This is a genomic window from Agrobacterium sp. ST15.13.013, assembly GCF_027956525.1.
Lineage (GTDB): Bacteria > Pseudomonadota > Alphaproteobacteria > Rhizobiales > Rhizobiaceae > Agrobacterium > Agrobacterium salinitolerans.
In genome coordinates this window covers 358,452-377,246 of record NZ_JAQKGP010000001.1, presented here as the reverse complement: position 1 = coordinate 377,246, position 18,795 = coordinate 358,452, and the positions used below count along the sequence as shown (strand labels likewise).

Genomic DNA, 18,795 nt, shown 5'->3' with positions numbered 1-18,795 from the left:
AAATAACAGGGATTTACACTGTCAATCCCGCCCCTGTCGGCATATAATGCCCGTATAATTCTTTTGGGGTGGGGGAAGCGGGCATGGCGGCGATGTCGGATGTATTGCTGCTGGTCGGCAGGCTGAATTACGTGTGGACCAACACGGAAAGCCTGATGATCTATCTGATCGTCCATCTCCTGAAAGTGGAGAAGGAAGCGGCAATCGTCGTGTTCCTGACGCTTAACACCACACGGGCGCGCATGGATTTGATCGAGCGCCTGGCGAAGCTTCCTTCCACCGATGCGAAGGACCGCAAGACCATACTCTCCATCATGGCGCGGCTGAAGAAGGAAGCGAAGACGCGCAACAAATATAATCACTGCATCTATTCCTTCGATGAAAAAGGCGAGATCGCCAGCACGCAACTCATGCGGCTGGTGGAGGATGACAGCCAGGTGCGCTACGGGAAGGTGGAGCGCATGGACGAGAAAGAAATCGGGCTGCTCGAAAAATCGATCGCCGACATCGTCGATGTCAGCAAGGACATGTGGAGTTTCATCCACGCCAGTCCGCATGTCTCGGCGGATTATCTCTAGGCTCTCGTTTGCAACCGCATTCCGATTGCCGGGTGTTGCTCGCTCCCCTCAGAAACCCTTGCCGGAAGACATAGTTTCCCGGCCGCAAAATAAAGCAGGAACGAGCCTATCTGGTAGGGGAAGATGATGTCGATCTCTACGAAGGAACGCACGACAAACAGGGCGCAGATCGCAAACAGGATGACGCCCTGCGGATCGCTCTTGCGCATCAGCACCGAGCGCAGATGCCCGAGCAAAGTGCCATAAAGCACCATGCCAAGCAGCAGCATGCCGACAAAGCCGTTTTCCACCACGGTCTCGATGTAGGTATTATGGAAATGAAAGCCGCTGCGGCCGGTAATGAAGAAATCGTTCCACAACCGTTCGGCATCGGGAAAACCCGCAACCCAGAACCCCTGATAACCGACACCGAGGATCGGCGTCTGTTTCGCCGCCTCGATGCCCTGCTGCCAGAGGTAGGTTCGGCCGGTCAACGTCGAATCCTTGCCGAAAATGCCGAGAATGGCGTCCAGCAGGCCGAATTGCAGGGAAGCGACCACCAGCAATGCGCCGAGACCACCGAGCACAAAAAACGTCATCTTTCGGTTCGCCGGCGAAAGCATGCCGATGGGAATGAAGCCGATGATGAGCGCTACCACCGCCGCCGTGGTAATAGTGGATGTGGCCGATTGGGACGCAAGGAGGCTATAGGCCGACAGGAGCCCGGTGACGCCGGCAATCGGCAACCAGATGCCCCTTTGCTTGAGCACCAGCACCGATGCCGCAGCAAAAATAACGCCGAGCGAGGCATAAAAGCCGAGCTGGTTCTTGGAAGAGAAAGCGCCAACGAAACTATAAGTACCATCCAGCGCATCGAAGAGATAAATGCCGAACAGCAGCGAATAGAGCAGAACGACGGCGATGCCGATCAGCGCACCGCGCGTCAGCGTCCCGATCGAGATCACCCGCATGGCAATCAGCGCGCAGACGATATGCGTCATATACTGGATGGAGGCACGCATGGTCACCGACGCCGCTTCCGACCAGAAACTGGACAGAACCGTCAATGTGCCGAAGGCGAATATCCAGAGATAGCGCGGATAATTGCCGAGCACGCGCCGATAATCGACCACCACCAGCGGCAGCCACATGCCATAATAGGCCAGAACCGAGATTTGCCCGAAACGCGACGAGTAAGCGAAGACGAAGAATGACAGCGCAACCGCCGCCATTCCGTAAATTTCATTAAGTTCGGGATCGATCAGCGCCGATTTGGCGATCCGCATAAAAACCTCACTGCATCAGGATTTCAGACGAGACCTTGATGACATCGCCGGGCTGGAGCATGGCGTTTTCATCCACTTTCAGCTCCTTCGGCTTGCCGTTTTCCTCACGCACCACGACATAGCTGATCGTCGCGGACTTGCCCGACGGATCGAAACGGATCGCTTCTGCCGATTGCGCCAACGCTTCCGACATCAATTCGCGGCTGGTGGTCAGCTGCAGGTTGAGCTTGTCCAGTTCCGCTTCCGTGTCCTGCAGTTCCTTGGAGCGCTGCGCCACCCAGTCGTTGCGCAGGTTGATCTCGTCCTGGGTCGCCTTGTTGATATCCTGTTTGGCGCGCAGCGACTGCGTATCGATATCGAGCAGGTTGGATTCCACTTCCGCGGCGCGTTCTTCCGCAGAAATGCGCCGTTGCGACAGCGCAAGCCCCTGCTCGTTCAGCCGGTTGACGCGGTCGCGGTCCTCGTTGGCAAGCTGGAGCTGACGGTTCTGCGTTTCCGATTTCTTCTTCAGGGATTCGACTTCGCTCTCCAGAAGGGCGTGGAGGTCCGTTAGCGCCTTGAGTTGCAGGGTGTAACGTTCGGTGCGCGATTTCATCAGCGCGCTTTCGCTGGCCAGCAGCAGGTCGATATCGCCGATCTTTTCCATTTCAGGCGTCTTGGCGATGGTCGCGTCACCCTTGACTTCGGCAATCAGCCGCGCCTGACGGGCAAGCAGCCTTGCGCGCTGGTTGTCATAGACGGCTGCGTCACCGCGGGCATTGATGAAGTCGCGGGCAAAGCGCTGCCCGGCATCCGAGCGCCGCAGACCCCCAGCAAGGCTGACCGCCTTCAGCACCGTGAGATTGGCGGCATAGGGATATTCACCCGGCGTCTGCACATCGCCGCTCAAGAAGATCGGCCGGAACTGCGCGATTTCGACGGAGGCCGAAGGCAGGTTGCGAAGGGCGAACTTGCTCTGAAGCTGGGCTCCAATCTCTTCGCTGACCTCCGATGGGGTCTTGCCCACAACATCCAGTTGGCCGATGAAAGGCAGAGACAGCGCCCCCGACGGACCGACGGAATAATCACCGTTGATCACATCCCAGTTGCGGATGCTGCCATCCGCCGGCTGCCATTCGGCAACGCGGATACGCAGCTTGTCAGCGGTACCGAGCTTATATTGGGCGCCATCCGCAGCCATGGCGGAGAGCGGCGCGGAAAGGGCGACGGAAGCGGCAAATACGAAGGCCACAAACGGGCGGCGGGCGGCAGACAAGCCGTTCATCGGGAAACTCCCTGTTAGCGGATCGCCACACGGGCGAGCCGGCCGTCGCGCAGCTGGGCAGGGCCGCCTGCGCAGCGCCGCGAAAAGCGGCCGGTATGATTAGCACCAATGACGCACCCAAAGACCGGACTTGGGATCCCGGTCGGGGTGCGTGTCGAAACGAAGATCGATAAAGCCGAACTCAATATCGGTTTTCAGTAGCTTCCGCGTGAAAGGCACACGGCGGGTATGGTCTTGACGATGATGAAGACATCCTGACGCATCGACCAGTTCTGCACATAGTGCGTGTCGAAAGCGACGCGTGTCTTGTAGGATACGTCGTTGCGGCCGCTGATCTGCCACAGGCCGGTCAGGCCCGGGCGGGTGCTGAGATAATAAGCGGCGGCGCTCTCATAATAACTCAGTTCTTCATCGACGACCGGGCGTGGGCCAACCACGCTCATTTCGCCGCGGATGATGTTGAGAAGCTGCGGCAGTTCGTCGAGCGAGAGCTTGCGCAACACGGCGCCGACGGCAGTAACCCGCGGGTCGTTCTTGAGCTTGCGGGTGGCGCGCCATTCTTCGGCCGCTTCCGGATTGGCCGCAAGATATTGCCGGAGAATCTCATCACCGTTCATCGCCATCGTCCTGAATTTCAGGCAATGGAAATAGCGGCCATTATGCCCCACACGCCGGTGACCATAAAAGATCGGGCCGGGATCGGACAACTTCACCAGCACGGCGATCAACAGGAATATCGGGCTGAAGATGAGCAGCGCAAGCGCAGCCGATGTCATATCGAAGCTGCGTTTTGCGATGCCCCCGATAGGGAAACTGACATCGAAATCTTCGGAGCTGCTGAGTGTCTGTTCAGCCGATTGGGTCGCGGACTTCATAGAGAGAACTCCATTTATGTTTTGCGATTGGTCGGTGCCCGGAGGCGCGTCTTTCCGTCTAAAGGAGATAACAAGTCTGTGTTCGGAATTTGATGCTAATGGATTTTTTGTAAGGCACATTGGCCATAACCGTCTATGCGATTTCTTGCGCGAACGGCCGATCAACGTCCGAGCAATATTAACGGTTGCATAAAAAAGCAACAAATGCGCCGACGGCCATGTGTGGAGAGCATGGGTAGTACCGCGCCATGTATTGGGTTTTGGACCTTCGGCGGTCTTTTCTTATATGTTTCTTATGACTTGCGCAGATGGGACAGGAACGCCAAGAAAAGGCATCTCTCGAAAAGACTATTAAAGTTTTTTGCATCGCAGCAAGATTTTGGCAATGCATATAAAATTTGACATATTGGCCGGGATTTTTTGCCCGTCATTGTCGCTACGCCAATAAAAAGCGATGGAAAAATCGCAAGGAGGGCGCAAAGACGGCAAAAGCGTGGCGAGGAACCGCATTCCCGTCATAGCAGCCACGCAAAATTGCCGTAGCTCGTGGCGTTTTTTCTTGGCCCGGCGGGATTTTACCCTATCAGCGGCGCCACAAACCACAAGATATGGCGGGAATCAGAAGGTCGGTGGCGTGCAGGCACTGATCACTTCGCAGGGCACCGGACCAACACAACGGAAGCGGTGGGGCCTGCGGCTTTCGAAATAATAGGCATCACCGGGGCCAAGCACCCGCCTCTCCTCATCGACAGTTACTTCCAGACGCCCTGAGAGGATGATGCCGCCTTCTTCGCCATCGTGAACCAGCGGAACCTTGCCGGTATCGGCGCCCGGTTGGTAACATTCCTTCAGGATTTGCAGGCTGCGGCCGAAAACATTCTCCCCCACCTGCCGAAAGGAGATCGACCCTTTGCCGATTTCAACCAGCTCATCCGCCCGGTAGAAAGCCTTGCGGCTTGTCTCCGGCTCGAAAGCGAAAAACTCGGCAAGGCCGATCGGTATGCCGTCAAGAATGCGCTTCAACGCGCCAACGGAGGGGTTGGAGGTGTTGGATTCAATCAGAGATATCGTCGAATTGGTGACTCCGGCACGCCTTGCCAGTTCCCGCTGGGAAATATTATGGCGCAGCCGCAAATGGCGCAAACGCCCGCCTATATCCACCGACATGCCTGAGCCCCCGTTGCCCTTGTTCGAAATAACGAAAATCCGCGTCCAAGCCTATAGCATTTTCAATGGCTTGGCCAAAGACAGAAAAGGGCTTGTTCAGTCGAGAAAATAGCTTTCAATCACCGGCAACGAACAGGAGATCACCATGGACAATCCGAACCGATCCAATTCCACCTCGCTTGACAGCTACTGGATGCCGTTTACCGCCAACCGGCAGTTCAAGGCCAATCCCCGCCTGCTGACGAGCGCCGAAGGCATGTATTACACCAGCAATGACGGCCGCCAGGTTCTCGACGGCACGGCTGGCCTTTGGTGCGTCAATGCCGGCCACGGCCGCCAGCAGATCGCGTCGGCCGTAAAGCACCAGCTTTCGACCATGGATTATGCGCCCTCCTTCCAGATGGGCCATCCCGTCGCCTTCGAATTCGCCGAACGGCTGGCTGAAATCGCCCCCGGCCCGGAAGGCGCAAAGCTCGACCGCGTGTTCTACACCGGCTCGGGTTCTGAATCGGTCGATACGGCGCTGAAGATCGCCATCGCCTATCAGCGCGCCATCGGTCAGGGCACGCGCAGCCGCCTGATTGGCCGTGAACGCGGCTATCATGGCGTCGGCTTCGGCGGCATCTCCGTGGGCGGCTTGGTCAACAACCGCCGCGTTTTCCCGCAAATCCCTGCAGATCATCTGCGCCACACGCATGATCCAGCCAAGAACAGCTTCGTCAAGGGCCAGCCCGAGCATGGGGCCGAGCTTGCGGACGATCTGGAACGGCTGGTCGCCCTGCATGGCGCGGAAACCATCGCCGCCTGCATCGTCGAACCGGTCGCCGGCTCCACCGGCGTGCTGGTGCCGCCGAAGGGTTATCTGGAGCGTCTCCGCGCCATCTGCGACAAGCACGGCATCCTGCTGATTTTCGATGAGGTCATCACCGGTTTCGGCCGCATGGGCTCCACTTTCGCCAGCAACTATTTCGGTGTTACCCCAGATATCGTCACCACGGCCAAGGGCCTGACCAATGGCGCCATCCCCATGGGTGCGGTTTTTACCAGCCGCAAGGTACATGATGCTTTGATGCACGGCCCGGAAAACCAGATCGAACTGTTCCACGGCTATACCTATTCCGGCCACCCCGTCGCCTGCGCCGCCGGCATCGCGACGCTCGACATCTACCGCGACGAGGGTCTCTTCACACGCGCGGCCGAATTGCAGGATGTCTGGCACGACGCCATCCATTCCCTGAAAGGCTTGCCCAATGTCATCGACATCCGCACCATCGGCTTCATCGCCGGCATCGAGCTGCAATCGCGCGACGGTGCTGCCGGCGCACGCGCCTATGACGTCTTCGTGGATTGCTTCGAGCGCGGCCTGCTCATTCGCGTCACCGGCGACATCATCGCCCTTTCACCGCCGCTGATCGCCGAAAAATCCCATTTCGACGATATCGTCTCCATCCTCGGCGATGCGCTGAAGCGCGCGCAGTAAGAAACATGCAAACAAAAAGGGCCGCGCTTCGAAGCGCGGCCTTTTTTGTGCCTTGTCAATAGGTTTGTGTCGGTTGCGACAGGCCGTCGCCGATCACGCCGTTACCATATTGCGCCACGGGCACACCGTCCTGGCTAATCGGCACGCCCTGTTGTGCGGGGCCGAGCGCCGTCACCACGATCGGTGTCCCGTCGGGTACGCGGTTATAAAGATCGATGATATCCTGGTTCAGCAGGCGCACGCAGCCTGAGGATACCGACTTGCCGATGGTCCACCATTCCGGCGAACCGTGCAGGCGGTAGATCGTATCCTTGCCATCCTTGAAGATATAGAGCGCACGCGCGCCGAGAGGGTTCTTGAGGCCCGGCTCCATGCCGCCGTTGCGGCTGCTATAGGGTTCCAGTTCCGGCTGGCGCGCTATCATCTCATCGGGCGGCGTCCAGCGCGGCCATTGCCGCTTGTACTGAATGACGCCGCGGCCGGACCATTCAAAGCCCGCGCGGCCAAGACCGACGCCGTAACGCATGGCCTGATTGTTCTCATAGGTGAGATAGAGGAAATGATTGGCCGTATCGACCACGATGACGCCGGGGCGCTCACCCGTCGGGTTTGCCACCATTTGCCGCAGGAACTGACGCGGAATCCGCTTATAGGGAATCTCGGGCAGCGGGAACTGTTCGTCCGGCTTGGGGCCATACATCATGGCGTACATCGGGTCGTCAGCGGGCGGCGCAGGCCTCGCTGCCTCACGCGTCGTCGTGTTGCAGCCCGCAAGGCCGGCAAGCGCCACGCCACCTGCTCCAAGCAGGAAACCCCGCCGGGTCGTCATCGTCTTATTCAATTGAAAAACCTCATTTACGTCATCTCACGCCGGCAAAGGGATCTGCCAGCGCCGCCTCGGGGCGGCTTATAGGATACTTCGTGCCGGAAACCCGCGACGCCATGGCCTTGGCGCCGCTGGATTTCAAAATGGCTCGGAAGCTTGGATGCATGCCGCCGTCTACATACGCGCTGAGCGGGGCGGAAGTTCCGTCGCTCATGGCAGCGGCAAGCTTTTGTTGCTCTTCGGCCAGTTTCGACGCCACCAGCGGATCCTGCTGGTTGATCGCCGGAGGGCAGGCCGCTAACGGATCCGCAGGTTCGCCTTCGGCGAATTCACTGTTGAAAACATAACGGCGGCCGCAGACGGAAACCTTGGGCTGCCTGCGCGTTACCTCGAAATAATCGTAGCCTTCCTTCAGCGTCTTCCAGAACGGCATGTTGGGGTCGTCCCGATGCGCCGCCATGTTCCTTGCGGTCATACGGAAGGGATAGGCCTGCACCTGAAAGCGGTCCTGTCCGCCCTGGAGCGCACGCGCGACGATGGCATAAATCTCACCAACCTGGGCATCCGTCATGGCGTAGCAGCCGGAAGACGAGCAGGCGCCATGCACCATCAGCGCCTCACCGGTGTAACCGAGCGCCGATTCCAGCCGGTTAGGATAACCGAGATTGAAGGAGACATAATATTGTGAGTTCGGGTTCAACATGCCGGCCGAAACATGATAAAAACCTTCCGGCGCCTGCCGGTCGCCCGACTTCATCTTGGGGCCGAGTTTTCCGGACCAGCGGCACATGGGATAAGCCTTGAGCAGAGCGTAATTTCCGGTCTTGTCGATCTTCCAGACCTCAAGCTCGCTTTCCTGCTTGAAAATGCGAACGAGGACAGGACTTTCCGGGCGCATGCTCTTGGCCGACATCTGCGCCATCATCTTGTACGACAGTTTCGGCGGGTCTTTCTTGACGCTATCGAGCCCCATGGAAGTGCACGCGGCAAGGCCGCCGCCGATCGCAACGATCGCAGCCATTCTTGCCCCTGCCCTTACCTTTTGCCGCAACCCCGCAACCGCGAAATCCAGCATTGCCTGCATGCCCATGGATCGTTCTGCCCGCCTGATTTGCCCGCCTTTCCGGCAGACGCTTAACTATCGAAGGTGGCCACAACACGGCAACCTCGCCCATGGACAAAGTCTCGTGAACAGACGTTACCCATTCGTTAATCATAAAGACACAAGCCTGTGATGCCGCTGGCGTTGAGCTTAAAGGCTGCAGATTATCGGAGCAGCCCTTGGCCGCCATCGATCCAAACCGGCGTGCCGGTAATGTGGCGGGACGCATCCGACGCCAGGAAACCGATCAACGCGGCGACGTCGTCGCTCGTTCCGGCCACGCCGCCGGTTACCGGAATATCCCCAGCCGGAAAACGAACTGGAACCTCCGTTTTTTCCCGCCCGCGTATATCGGTATTTTCATCGATTGCCGTTTCGATTTCGCCCGGACACACGGCATTGACGCGAATACGGTGGCGCCCCAGCTCCAGCGCCAGTTGCTGCGCCATGGCGAGTTGCCCGGCCTTCGTCACGGAATAGGCCGTAGCACCGGGCGATGTGAAGGTTCGGGTGCCATTGATCGACGAAATGATAACGATGGATCCGCCGCCGGCCGCTTTCAGATGTGGCACGCTGGCATGGACGGTCAGATAGGTGCCGCGCAGGTTGATGCGGATCGTATCGTCCCATTCGGACGGTTTCAGCTCATCGATGGGCGCCCAGACTCCATTGACGCCAGCATTGGCCACCACGACATCAAGCCGGCCGAAATCCTCAACCAGCGCTGCGACCGCGTGACGCATGGCCGCCTCATCCGCCACATCGGCCATGAGCACTTTCGAAGAACCGGATTCGGCTCCTATTTCACGCGCAACATTGTTCAATTCCGATTCGGTGCGGCCCAACAGACCGACCGAGAAGCCCTGCGCCGACAGATGAAGGGCGGCGGCGCGCCCGATGCCGGAGCCAGCGCCGGTCACCAGTGCAACTTTGCGAACAACCAATGTCACTGCCCTCCTTTTCGCGAAGCAATGGAGGTGACCGTTGCCGAGACGGGATCACTCGCCGGGAAACTGTCTTCCAGTCCCTCTTCCAACTCCTCCTCCAGAATGTCGCGATCCTTCGATGTGCGAGCGCTCGCCTGTCCGTGCGGAGCTTCATCCTGCGCCGTACCTAGAGCGGAAAATTGCGAAGGCGCATCCGCACCATGGCGCGTTCCGAAGGCGGTCAGTTGCACCATCACAGCGCTCGCCCGCTTGATGGCCTCGGCATCGTCGATCCCTTCAAGACCATCGGCGAGGCGGACCGAGACCTGATCGCCGTCGCTGCCGACGAACTCGACGGAGATAACCCCGTTATTGCGTTTTACATAGGTCGTGGAAAGTTGCATGACATGCCCTCCGGCTGGGGAAGCACCGATACGAATCCGATGCTGGAAAACGGTTAAATCCTGAATTCACAACGATGGCAGAGCGGAAGGGTTCCAGATGAATCAGGCCTTTGGCCCGGAAATGCAGGAGTCTTTCTTCCTGCGCGATGCGGTGGATGTCGCCCGCGCCCTCATCGGCGCGGAGTTCCGCATTGGCGATACCGGCGGCATCATCGTGGAGACAGAGGCCTATCATCCGGACGACCCGGCATCCCACAGCTTCAACGGGCAGACGCCGCGCAACAGCGCTATGTTCGGCCCGGCCGGCCGTCTTTATGTCTACCGCTCCTATGGTATTCACTGGTGCGCCAACTTTGTCTGCGCCCCCGGTTCCGCCGTACTTCTGCGCGCCATCGAACCCATGACCGGCATAGACATAATGAAACTGCGAAGGGGAACTGACAAGCCGAAACTTCTCTGTTCTGGTCCGGGTAGACTCTGTCAGGCGCTGGCTATTACTGGGGAGATGGACGGCGCGCCGTTGGACGCAGCGCCTTTTTTCCTGCAGTTGCCGAAAGAAGCCAGCGCCGTTACCAGCGGCAGACGAATCGGCATCAGCCGCGCGACGGAATATCCGTGGCGCTTCGGGCTAAAAGGCTCGGCTTTCGTCAGCAAGAAATTCGAGAATTGAAAGGCGTGAAAGGCGAGAGCACCCTCGGCGGCTCGTCATTTTCGTCGGGGTTGGGAATCGGCGCCTCGTCCGGCGCCCGGTCAGGTTCCGGTTCTTCTACCGGCGGTATCTCCGGCTGCGGCGGCACAGGCATCGGCGGTTCGGGATAGGGTTCGACGGGAACGGCTGGCATGGCGGCCTCCTGATAACCAAGCTTTGCCACCGTGGACACAAGCAGCAGTTTTATAGCACGGGACAGCGCCTTCGCGCTTAAATAAGTCAGGCGGCGCAACACCCAATTCGCCCATCGGTCAAATGCCGGTCAGGTCCCTTCGGTCAGGTTGCGCCGCCCCGCGGGTCTTACAGGGAAAACGCGGAGACGGCCTGTCCGTTCCGTTTTAATGAGGGTTTTTGCGCCGGCTCAGGCGAAACCCAGCGCGCTGCGGGAAACGTCGCGATTTTCACAATAGTCGCGGGAATGGGCCTCGTGACCATGTTCGCGAGCGGTCGAGCGGGTCAATTCCCGGCTTGGAACATTGAGCAACGCATCGGCATAGGTGCCGGTCGCCTCGACGTCATCGATCACAGTCTGCTGTTGCAGCTTAAGAAATTCAAACATCCGTCCACCTCCTTCGACACGTCCCCTCAACGCGCCGGCCCGGGTCCTGTTCCATAACGCCCGTGACTGTTCCGATTATACATGAGACGACGCGGACGTATAGATGACGAAAGGCGAACGTCATCAAACGACGTTCACAAAATGGAGTGGAATCAGTGAGCTATGGCACCAGGCTCAGGCCGGACTGACCGACTCCCGCAAGATCAGTTCGACCGGCCACAATTCCTGAACCTCGCTGACGGGGCGACCGCCGATGATCTGCAAAAGCAGGTCCGTCACCCGCATCCCCGCCATGCGCATGGGCGAGCGAGTGGTGGAAAGCGGCGGCATCATGCTTTCCGGCGTGAGGTAAGGAAAAACGTCGTCATGGGCGATGACGGAGACATCCTTGCCGATCGTCAGCCCCATCTGCGTGGCCGCGCGATAGACACCCTGCGCCGTCATCATCGCGCCTGCCACGAAGGCCGTCGGGCGCGGCGTCTGCTCCAGAAGCGAGCGGGCGAAACGGAAGGCCGCCTCCTCGCTGAAATGCTCACTCATCATGAACCGCGGATCGGGCGTAATGCCGTGGGTCGCCAGCGCCTTCCGAAAACCCTGCTCGCGGTCCTGCACGAAAGTGCGGCCAACCGGACCATTGATAAGGGCGATACGCCTGTGTCCGCGCTCCAGAAAATGGATTGTCGGACGATAGGTCACATCGTGATTGTCGATATCGAGCCAGGCATGTTCGAAAGGCGTTTTTGAGCGGCCGTGCACGATGAAGGGCACACCCAGCCGGTTGAGCAGCGCAATGCGCTCATCCTCCGGGCGCGGCGAATGCACGATGATGCCATCCACCCGGCCGCTCGCCGCAAGCCGGCTGAAAATCGCCAGTTCCTCGTCAATATTATTGTCGACCGTGACACTGACGAGGATGTCGGTCTCCTCATTTTCCAGCCGTGTCGCCATGCCGCCCATGAATTCCGAAAAGAAATGCCCGCCGCCTGAACGACCCATGACAACGCCGATGGCGCCGGCCCTGCCCGTTGCAAGCCTCACGGCGTTGGCATTCGGCCGGTAGCCATATTTCAGCGCAGCCTCCATCACCCGCTGGCGCGTTTCCTCGCGCACCTCGGGGTAGCCGCCCAGCGCCCGGCTGACGGTGGTGGGCGAAAGCCCGACTTTCTCTGCGAATTCCTTGAGCTTCATAATTTTTTGCCAATTTGCCCCTGCATGCGTTGCCGCCGCGGATTTTTCAAGCCGACAAAAATTGAAAACGATTTCAATTTTCCTTCACCTGAAACCTTACAGTTGATCATTCCCAAAGGCAAACGCCGAAAATTACAGACAAAATCAGCCGATTTCCGGGAAAATAGAAAGAGTATTGACAGATCGCTCGGCTTTTGAGAGCCTCGCATCAGTCAAAAGCGCTTTCAATTTTGAGGATAATCGGAAGCGTCAACGGAGGAGTTTGACAATGAATATTTCCCTGAAGACTTTGTTCCTGTGCGGAACCGTATTTTGCGGCGCCGTTTCGGCTCAGGCGGCCGAACTTTCGATCGCCGCCAACTCGACCGGCAAAAACATCGCATTTTTCAAGGAGCGGATAGCCGCCTTCGAAAAAGAAACCGGTCACAAGGTCAATCTCGTCACCATGCCGTCATCGTCCAGCGAACAGTTCAGCCAGTACCGGCTGTGGCTTGCCGCCGGCAACAAGGATGTCGACGTCTACCAGACGGACGTGATCTGGGCGCCGCAGCTGGCCGACCAGTTCGTGGATCTGACCGCAGCGACGAAAGATGTCATCGGCGATCATTTCCCCTCCATCGTCGCTTCGCAGACGGTAGACGGCAAGCTCGTCGCCATGCCGATGTTCACCGACGCGCCAGCGCTTTTCTATCGCAAGGACCTTCTGGAAAAATACGGCAAACAACCGCCGAAAACCTGGAAGGAACTGAGCGAGACCGCCAAGGAAATCCAGGACAAGGAGCGCGAGGCTGGCCAGAAGGACCTCTGGGGCTTCGTTTTCCAGGGCAGCGCCTATGAAGGCCTGACCTGCAACGCGCTGGAATGGATCGCCTCTGCCGGTGGCGGCCATATCGTCGAGACCAACGGCGATATCTCCGTGAACAATGAAAAAGCCGCGGCCGCCATCGAAACCGCCAAGGGCTGGGTCGGCACCATCGCGCCGCAGGGCGTGCTTGCTTACAAGGAAGAAGAAGCGCGCGGCGTCTGGCAGACCGGCAATTCCGTCTTCATGCGCAACTGGCCCTATGCCTATGCACTGGGCAATGGCGACGACAGCGCCATCAAGGGCAAGTTTGGCGTCACCCCGCTGCCCGCCGGTGCGGAAGGCGAGGCCCCTGCCTCAACACTCGGCGGCTGGAACCTCGCCGTTTCGAAATATTCCGACGATCAGGAAGCGGCCATTCAGCTGGTGAAATTCCTGGCGTCGAAGGATACCCAGAAGATGCGCGCGATCCAGCTTTCCAACATGCCGACGATCGCTTCGCTCTACGATGACAAGGATGTCGCCGACGCGCAGCCCTTCATGCCGACATGGAAACCAATCTTCCAGACCGCCGTTCCGCGTCCCTCCGCCGCGGCGAAGGTGAAATATAACGAAGTTTCCGCCAAGTTCTGGGGCGCCGTGCACAACACGCTCTCCGGCAACGGCACGGCGGCTGAGAATCTCGAACTTCTCGAGGTTGAACTGACCGATCTCAAAGGCAACGGCTGGTAATCCGGCCCGCGCGGGCGGCGGTCTCGCCTGATCGCCTTCCGCGCCCCAACCGCGAGATATCCCCATGAACGACATCGCCCTTCAAAAACCGGTCGCGGTATCCGGCGCCAGCTCCGACCTGCAATCGGAACGCCTGAAATCCGCCTGGCTGTTCCTTGCCCCCACATTTCTGGTGCTGGCGCTAGTGGCCGGCTGGCCGCTGGTGCGCACCGTGTGGTTCAGCCTCACCGACGCTTCGCTGACCAATCTAGAGGGTGCGCAATTCGTCGGCCTCAAGAACTATCTCACCTGGATCACGCTCAGCAGCGGCCGCACCATCTATCGCGGCCTTCTTGCCGATCCCGCATGGTGGGGCGCGGTTCTCAACACACTCAAATTCACCATCCTGTCTGTCAGCTTCGAAACCGTGCTAGGCCTCGTCGTCGCTCTGGTTCTGAACGCGGAGTTCAAAGGACGCGGCTTTGTGCGCGCCGCCATCCTCGTGCCATGGGCCATTCCGACCATCGTCTCGGCGCAGATGTGGGCGTGGATGCTGAACGACCAATTCGGTATCCTGAACGACCTGTTCCTCAATCTTGGGCTGATCTCCCAGAAGATCGCGTGGACAGCCAATCCGGATACCGCAATGGTCGCCGTGCTGATCGTCGATATCTGGAAGACGACGCCGTTCATGGCGCTGCTCATCCTCGCCGGCTTGCAGATGGTGCCGAAGGACATGTATGAGGCGGCCAAAGTGGACGGCATCCACCCCGTCAAAGTGTTCTTCCGCGTCACGCTGCCGATGATCAGGCCCGCGCTCATGGTCGCTGTCATCTTCCGCATGCTGGATGCGATGCGCGTCTTCGACCTCATCTACATTCTGACGCCGAATAATGCCCAGACCCGCACTATGTCGGTGCTGGCGCGCGAGAACCTGTTCGATTTCGACAAGTTCTCCTACGGTGCTGCAGCCTCCACCATGCTGTTCCTCATCATCGCCTCGATCACCGTCATCTATATGTGGCTGGGGCGCGTCAACACCGATGGAGCCGCGCGATGACCCTGCCAAGCATCCTGAAAACCACCGCGTTTTATGCGCTGGTCGCCGTCATCATGGTGATTTCGGTATTCCCGTTTTACTACGCGATCCTGACGAGCCTGAAATCCGGCTCGGCGCTGTTCCAGGTCAATTATTGGCCCCGCGAATTTTCGCTGACCAATTACAGCTTTGTCATCGGCAACGGCACGTTCCTGCGCAATCTCGGCAATTCACTGTTCGTTGCATCTTCGGTCGTCGTGCTGTCGCTGTTCCTTGCGGTAACCGCGTCCTATGCCTTGGCCCGCGTGCGCTTCCGGGGCCGCTCGCTTCTCCTGCTCACCATCCTGTCGGTTTCGATGTTCCCGCAGATCGCCGTTCTTGCCGGCCTGTTCGAACTGATCCGCTGGGCGGGCATCTTCAACACGCCGCTCGCGCTGATCTTTTCCTACATGATCTTCACCCTGCCCTTCACGGTATGGGTGCTGACAACCTTCATGCGTGACCTGCCGATCGAAATCGAGGAAGCGGCAATCGTCGATGGCGCAACGCCATGGGTCATCATCACCCAGGTGTTCATGCCCTTGATGTGGCCAGCGCTCGTCACGACAGGGCTTCTCGCCTTCATCGCGGCGTGGAACGAGTTCCTCTTCGCGCTCACCTTCACCTCATCGAACGAGCAGCGCACGGTGCCTGTCGCCATCGCGCTCCTGTCGGGTGGCTCGCAGTTCGAAATCCCCTGGGGAACGATCATGGCGGCCTCCGTCATCGTCACAGCACCCCTCGTCGTCCTCGTTCTGATCTTCCAGCGACGCATCATCTCCGGCCTCACCGCCGGCGGCGTCAAAGGCTAGGAGAAAATAAATGACCACCATTCAACTGCGCGATCTTCGCAAATCCTTCGGCGCCTTCGATGTCATCAAGGGCATCGACATGGATATCCGCTCCGGCGAATTCATGGTCTTTGTCGGCCCTTCCGGCTGCGGCAAGTCCACGCTTCTGCGCCTCATCTGTGGGCTGGAAGAGATTTCGAGCGGCACCCTGTCCTTCGACGGCGAGGCGGTGAACCGCCTGCCGCCCGCCAAACGCGGCGTCGCCATGGTCTTCCAGTCCTATGCGCTTTATCCGCATATGACCGTGTTCGAGAACATGGCCTTCGGCATGAAATTGTCAGGTGCGAACAAGGAACAGCGCAGGAAACGCGTGGAAGCGGCAGCCGAGATGCTGCAGCTCACACCCTACCTGGAACGTCTGCCGAAGCAGCTTTCCGGCGGCCAGCGCCAGCGTGTCGCCATCGGCCGCGCCATCGTGCGAGATCCGAAGGTGTTCCTGTTCGACGAACCGCTCTCCAACCTCGATGCGGCGCTGCGCGTCGCCACCCGTCTGGAAATCGCCAAGCTGCATCGCGAAATGCATGACACGACAATGATCTATGTTACCCACGATCAGGTGGAGGCTATGACGCTCGCCGACCGAATCTGCGTGTTGCGTGACGGCCGCGTCGAGCAGATCGGCACGCCGCTGGAGCTTTATGAAAGCCCTGTCAACACCTTCGTCGCAGGCTTCATCGGCTCGCCGAAGATGAACTTCCTCACCGGCAAATATGCCGAAGCCGAAGGCGCAAAAACCATCGGCATCCGCCCCGAACACATCACCATCGCCCCCAACGGCGACGGCTGGAGCGGCGAGATCGTGCATTCGGAAATGCTGGGATCTGACAGCTATATCTATGTCGAGATTGGCGCAGATGAACCCGTCGTCGTTCGTGAAGAGGGCGTGACCGGCCGCACGGCGGGCGAACGCATCGCCGTTGTGCCGGATGAGGCTCAAATCCACCGTTTCGACGCCGAGGGCCGGGCGCTTACCCGCAACCCTGCCAGGGGTGCCGCCTGAACATTCAACTTTCGCCGGGCTCACCCAAAGTCCCGGCTTTCACCGAGGAGCATGACAATGACCATCAACACCGTTGTATGGGGCGAAAATATCCACGAACACATCAACGAGACGGTGCGTTCGATCTATCCAAACGGCATGCACAACACCATCGCCGACGCGCTGAACCAGAACCCTGAGATCAATGCCACGACAGCTACGCTGCAGGAGCCGGAACACGGGCTTTCGCAGGAGCGCCTCGACAAGACCGACGTTCTCGTCTGGTGGGGCCACAAGGATCATGGCGCGGTTCAGGATGAAATCGTCGAGCGTGTCGCCAAGCGCGTCTGGGAAGGCATGGGCCTGATCGTCCTGCATTCCGGCCACTTCTCCAAGCCGTTCAAACGTTTGATGGGCACGCCATGCGCGCTGAAATGGCGTGAGGCAGGCGAACGCGAGCGTCTGTGGACGATCAATCCGCGCCACCCGATTGCCGCCGGCCTGCCGGAACATTTCGAGCTCGAAAACGAGGAAATGTATGGCGAACAGTTCTCCGTGCCGGAGCCGCTGGAAACCGTCTTCATCTCCTGGTTTCAGGGCGGCGAAGTCTTCAGATCCGGACTCACCTGGCGTCGCGGCGCCGGCAACATCTTCTATTTCCGCCCCGGGCACGAAACCTATCCGACCTATCACGATGCCAATGTCCAGAAGGTCATCAGCAATTCGGTGAAATGGGCCTATAATCCGATTGGCGCACTGAAGAGCATTCACGACGCCCCTAATGTCCCCATCGACGAGGCGCTGGAGCCCATCGAAGAACGCGGTCCCAAGCTGCACAAGGCAGGCGAAGCAGGTTACAGGTAAACACCATGAGACTTCTCATTCTCGGAACCGGCGGCATGGCCAACAATCATGCCACCTATTTCTCACAAATTCCGGGCGTCGAACTGGTCGCGGCGGTGGATGTGGATGACGTGGTGGTGCGAGGCTTTGCGCTCCGCCACAACATCCCGCTTTCCTTCACCTCGTTGGACGACGCCATCGCCTGGGGTGAATTCGATGCGGCAGCCAATGTCACGCCGGACGCAATCCACCACCCGACCAGCCTGAAGCTGCTTGCGGCCGGCAAGCATGTCTTCTGCGAAAAGCCGCTGGCGGAAAACTACGCCAAGGCCGCCGAAATGGCCGATGCCGCCGAGAAGGCTGGCCTCGTCGCCATGGTCAACCTCACCTATCGCAACGTCGCACCCTTGCAGGCGGCGCGTGAAATGGTGTTGGCCGGCGAAATCGGCAAGGTGCGGCATCTGGAAGCCTCCTATCTCCAGAGCTGGCTCGTTTCCAAGGCCTGGGGCGACTGGATGACGGAGAGCAAGTGGCTGTGGCGACTTTCCACCAAGCACGGCTCAAACGGTGTTCTGGGTGATGTCGGCATCCACATTCTCGACTTCGCCTCTTATGGCGCGGGCAGCGATGTGGAACGCATCTTCACGCGGCTGAAGACCTTCGACAAATATGAAGGCAACAAGATCGGCGCCTACGATCTCGACGCCAATGACAGCTTCACCATGACCGCCGAGCTTGAAAACGGCGCCATGGGCGTCATCCATGCCAGCCGCTGGGCAACGGGCCATCTCAACGAACTTCGTTTGCGCATCCACGGCGACAAGGGCGCACTGGAAGTGATCCACACGCCCGATTACTCCAGCCTGCGCGCCTGCGTCGGTGACGATGTGGAAAAGGCGATCTGGAAGACAATCGATGTCGACCCGGTGCCGACGAATTACGAAAAATTCGCCAAGGCGGTGATGGAAGGTGGCGTCGCCGATCCCGACTTCCGCCACGCCGCGAATTTGCAGAAGGTGCTCGATCTGTCGATCATCGCGGATCGGGAACGGCGTGAGCTGACCGTTTCGGCTTGAGTTGCAGGAGAGCGGCGGCACAGACTGTCGCTCTCCGCAGTTTTTTGTTTCCTGCTTCTAGCCGCCCGGGCGACGGTCAGCGGCTCTGTCTCCGCACCGAGAGCCATCGCTT

The 18,795-nt window shown here is 59.1% G+C and carries 20 protein-coding genes; 9 read left to right on the top strand and 11 right to left on the bottom strand.

Annotated elements, in window-relative coordinates:
* Nucleotides 1-83: 83 nt before the first annotated feature.
* On the top strand, nt 84-578 hold the full coding sequence (locus PL597_RS01810; protein ID WP_142911917.1) for a hypothetical protein: 495 nt from the start codon (nt 84-86) through the stop codon (nt 576-578).
* Here the strand turns inward: PL597_RS01810 and PL597_RS01805 are convergent.
* From PL597_RS01805 to PL597_RS01790, 4 genes are all read right to left on the bottom strand, one after another.
* Complete coding sequence (locus PL597_RS01805; RefSeq protein ID WP_271364476.1) at nt 575-1,843, bottom strand: O-antigen ligase family protein; 1,269 nt, start codon at nt 1,841-1,843, stop codon at nt 575-577. The genes PL597_RS01810 and PL597_RS01805 overlap by 4 nt on opposite strands.
* A gap of 7 nt (nt 1,844-1,850) precedes the next feature.
* Nucleotides 1,851-3,107, bottom strand: coding sequence for a polysaccharide biosynthesis/export family protein (locus PL597_RS01800; protein WP_271364475.1), 1,257 nt, complete (start codon nt 3,105-3,107; stop codon nt 1,851-1,853).
* 194 nt (nt 3,108-3,301) lie between these two features.
* On the bottom strand, nt 3,302-3,982 hold the full coding sequence (locus PL597_RS01795) for a sugar transferase (protein WP_077984348.1): 681 nt from the start codon (nt 3,980-3,982) through the stop codon (nt 3,302-3,304).
* 618 nt (nt 3,983-4,600) lie between these two features.
* Nucleotides 4,601-5,149 (bottom strand): cupin domain-containing protein, encoded by a 549-nt coding sequence (locus PL597_RS01790; RefSeq protein WP_173990752.1) that lies wholly within the window; start codon nt 5,147-5,149, stop codon nt 4,601-4,603.
* 145 nt (nt 5,150-5,294) lie between these two features.
* Here PL597_RS01790 and PL597_RS01785 point away from each other — a divergent pair, with 145 nt between their 5' ends.
* A complete protein-coding gene (locus tag PL597_RS01785) occupies nt 5,295-6,629 on the top strand; it encodes an aspartate aminotransferase family protein (RefSeq protein WP_077984349.1) in 1,335 nt (444 codons plus the stop codon).
* A gap of 55 nt (nt 6,630-6,684) precedes the next feature.
* Here PL597_RS01785 and PL597_RS01780 read toward each other — a convergent pair whose 3' ends face one another.
* The 4 genes from PL597_RS01780 to PL597_RS01765 all read right to left on the bottom strand — a co-directional run bounded on the left by PL597_RS01780 (nt 6,685) and on the right by PL597_RS01765 (nt 9,887).
* Nucleotides 6,685-7,470, bottom strand: coding sequence for a L,D-transpeptidase (locus PL597_RS01780; RefSeq protein ID WP_137411622.1), 786 nt, complete (start codon nt 7,468-7,470; stop codon nt 6,685-6,687).
* Nucleotides 7,471-7,489: 19 nt separating this feature from the next.
* On the bottom strand, nt 7,490-8,545 hold the full coding sequence (locus PL597_RS01775; protein WP_271364474.1) for a L,D-transpeptidase family protein: 1,056 nt from the start codon (nt 8,543-8,545) through the stop codon (nt 7,490-7,492).
* A gap of 176 nt (nt 8,546-8,721) precedes the next feature.
* Entirely contained in the window at nt 8,722-9,507 is a 786-nt protein-coding gene (locus PL597_RS01770) for an SDR family oxidoreductase (RefSeq protein ID WP_173990757.1), read from the bottom strand.
* Nucleotides 9,504-9,887: a hypothetical protein gene (locus tag PL597_RS01765; RefSeq protein ID WP_162520334.1), complete on the bottom strand. Its 384-nt coding sequence runs from the start codon at nt 9,885-9,887 to the stop codon at nt 9,504-9,506. The genes PL597_RS01770 and PL597_RS01765 overlap by 4 nt, the downstream gene beginning before the upstream one ends.
* A gap of 97 nt (nt 9,888-9,984) precedes the next feature.
* Between PL597_RS01765 and PL597_RS01760 the strand changes: the two genes are divergently transcribed.
* Nucleotides 9,985-10,557 carry a DNA-3-methyladenine glycosylase gene (locus tag PL597_RS01760; protein WP_271364473.1) on the top strand — a complete coding sequence of 191 codons (573 nt, stop codon included), beginning with the start codon at nt 9,985-9,987 and terminating at the stop codon, nt 10,555-10,557.
* On the opposite strand, the gene PL597_RS01755 is transcribed toward PL597_RS01760, so the two are convergent.
* From PL597_RS01755 to PL597_RS01745, 3 genes are all read right to left on the bottom strand, one after another.
* Nucleotides 10,535-10,831: a hypothetical protein gene (locus PL597_RS01755; protein WP_271364472.1), complete on the bottom strand. Its 297-nt coding sequence runs from the start codon at nt 10,829-10,831 to the stop codon at nt 10,535-10,537. The two genes, PL597_RS01760 and PL597_RS01755, sit on opposite strands and share 23 nt — an antisense overlap.
* A gap of 126 nt (nt 10,832-10,957) precedes the next feature.
* The gene (locus tag PL597_RS01750) at nt 10,958-11,155 is read right to left on the bottom strand and encodes a hypothetical protein (protein ID WP_077984997.1); all 198 of its coding nucleotides are present in this window, start codon (nt 11,153-11,155) and stop codon (nt 10,958-10,960) included.
* A gap of 174 nt (nt 11,156-11,329) precedes the next feature.
* The gene (locus tag PL597_RS01745; protein ID WP_077984998.1) at nt 11,330-12,343 is read right to left on the bottom strand and encodes a substrate-binding domain-containing protein; all 1,014 of its coding nucleotides are present in this window, start codon (nt 12,341-12,343) and stop codon (nt 11,330-11,332) included.
* Between the two features lie 268 nt (nt 12,344-12,611).
* Here PL597_RS01745 and PL597_RS01740 point away from each other — a divergent pair, with 268 nt between their 5' ends.
* From PL597_RS01740 to PL597_RS01715, 6 genes are all read left to right on the top strand, one after another.
* Nucleotides 12,612-13,877 (top strand): ABC transporter substrate-binding protein, encoded by a 1,266-nt coding sequence (locus PL597_RS01740; protein WP_077984999.1) that lies wholly within the window; start codon nt 12,612-12,614, stop codon nt 13,875-13,877.
* 64 nt (nt 13,878-13,941) lie between these two features.
* Nucleotides 13,942-14,916: a carbohydrate ABC transporter permease gene (locus PL597_RS01735; RefSeq protein WP_142911924.1), complete on the top strand. Its 975-nt coding sequence runs from the start codon at nt 13,942-13,944 to the stop codon at nt 14,914-14,916.
* Nucleotides 14,913-15,746: a carbohydrate ABC transporter permease gene (locus tag PL597_RS01730; RefSeq protein ID WP_045018509.1), complete on the top strand. Its 834-nt coding sequence runs from the start codon at nt 14,913-14,915 to the stop codon at nt 15,744-15,746. Before PL597_RS01735 ends, PL597_RS01730 begins: the two co-directional genes overlap by 4 nt.
* Before the next feature lie 10 nt (nt 15,747-15,756).
* Nucleotides 15,757-16,785 carry an ABC transporter ATP-binding protein gene (locus tag PL597_RS01725; protein WP_142911925.1) on the top strand — a complete coding sequence of 343 codons (1,029 nt, stop codon included), beginning with the start codon at nt 15,757-15,759 and terminating at the stop codon, nt 16,783-16,785.
* A gap of 57 nt (nt 16,786-16,842) precedes the next feature.
* Nucleotides 16,843-17,628, top strand: a complete 786-nt coding sequence (locus tag PL597_RS01720) for a ThuA domain-containing protein (protein ID WP_271364471.1) — start codon at nt 16,843-16,845, stop codon at nt 17,626-17,628.
* Between the two features lie 5 nt (nt 17,629-17,633).
* Complete coding sequence (locus PL597_RS01715) at nt 17,634-18,683, top strand: Gfo/Idh/MocA family protein (RefSeq protein WP_077985003.1); 1,050 nt, start codon at nt 17,634-17,636, stop codon at nt 18,681-18,683.
* The last annotated feature ends 112 nt before the right edge of the window (nt 18,684-18,795 follow it).

What these genes read in the sequence shown, in the direction of transcription:
- PL597_RS01810 (WP_142911917.1), top strand. Translation starts at nt 84, where the DNA reads ATGGCGGCGATGTCGGATGTATTGCTGCTGGTCGGCAGGCTGAATTAC.
- PL597_RS01720 (WP_271364471.1), top strand. Translation starts at nt 16,843, where the DNA reads ATGACCATCAACACCGTTGTATGGGGCGAAAATATCCACGAACACATC.
- PL597_RS01725 (WP_142911925.1), top strand. Translation starts at nt 15,757, where the DNA reads ATGACCACCATTCAACTGCGCGATCTTCGCAAATCCTTCGGCGCCTTC.
- PL597_RS01730 (WP_045018509.1), top strand. Translation starts at nt 14,913, where the DNA reads ATGACCCTGCCAAGCATCCTGAAAACCACCGCGTTTTATGCGCTGGTC.
- PL597_RS01745 (WP_077984998.1), bottom strand. Translation starts at nt 12,343, where the DNA reads ATGAAGCTCAAGGAATTCGCAGAGAAAGTCGGGCTTTCGCCCACCACC.
- PL597_RS01740 (WP_077984999.1), top strand. Translation starts at nt 12,612, where the DNA reads ATGAATATTTCCCTGAAGACTTTGTTCCTGTGCGGAACCGTATTTTGC.
- PL597_RS01785 (WP_077984349.1), top strand. Translation starts at nt 5,295, where the DNA reads ATGGACAATCCGAACCGATCCAATTCCACCTCGCTTGACAGCTACTGG.
- PL597_RS01715 (WP_077985003.1), top strand. Translation starts at nt 17,634, where the DNA reads ATGAGACTTCTCATTCTCGGAACCGGCGGCATGGCCAACAATCATGCC.
- PL597_RS01775 (WP_271364474.1), bottom strand. Translation starts at nt 8,545, where the DNA reads ATGGGCATGCAGGCAATGCTGGATTTCGCGGTTGCGGGGTTGCGGCAA.
- PL597_RS01805 (WP_271364476.1), bottom strand. Translation starts at nt 1,843, where the DNA reads ATGCGGATCGCCAAATCGGCGCTGATCGATCCCGAACTTAATGAAATT.
- PL597_RS01800 (WP_271364475.1), bottom strand. Translation starts at nt 3,107, where the DNA reads ATGAACGGCTTGTCTGCCGCCCGCCGCCCGTTTGTGGCCTTCGTATTT.
- PL597_RS01765 (WP_162520334.1), bottom strand. Translation starts at nt 9,887, where the DNA reads ATGCAACTTTCCACGACCTATGTAAAACGCAATAACGGGGTTATCTCC.
- PL597_RS01735 (WP_142911924.1), top strand. Translation starts at nt 13,942, where the DNA reads ATGAACGACATCGCCCTTCAAAAACCGGTCGCGGTATCCGGCGCCAGC.
- PL597_RS01795 (WP_077984348.1), bottom strand. Translation starts at nt 3,982, where the DNA reads ATGAAGTCCGCGACCCAATCGGCTGAACAGACACTCAGCAGCTCCGAA.
- PL597_RS01750 (WP_077984997.1), bottom strand. Translation starts at nt 11,155, where the DNA reads ATGTTTGAATTTCTTAAGCTGCAACAGCAGACTGTGATCGATGACGTC.
- PL597_RS01790 (WP_173990752.1), bottom strand. Translation starts at nt 5,149, where the DNA reads ATGTCGGTGGATATAGGCGGGCGTTTGCGCCATTTGCGGCTGCGCCAT.
- PL597_RS01760 (WP_271364473.1), top strand. Translation starts at nt 9,985, where the DNA reads ATGAATCAGGCCTTTGGCCCGGAAATGCAGGAGTCTTTCTTCCTGCGC.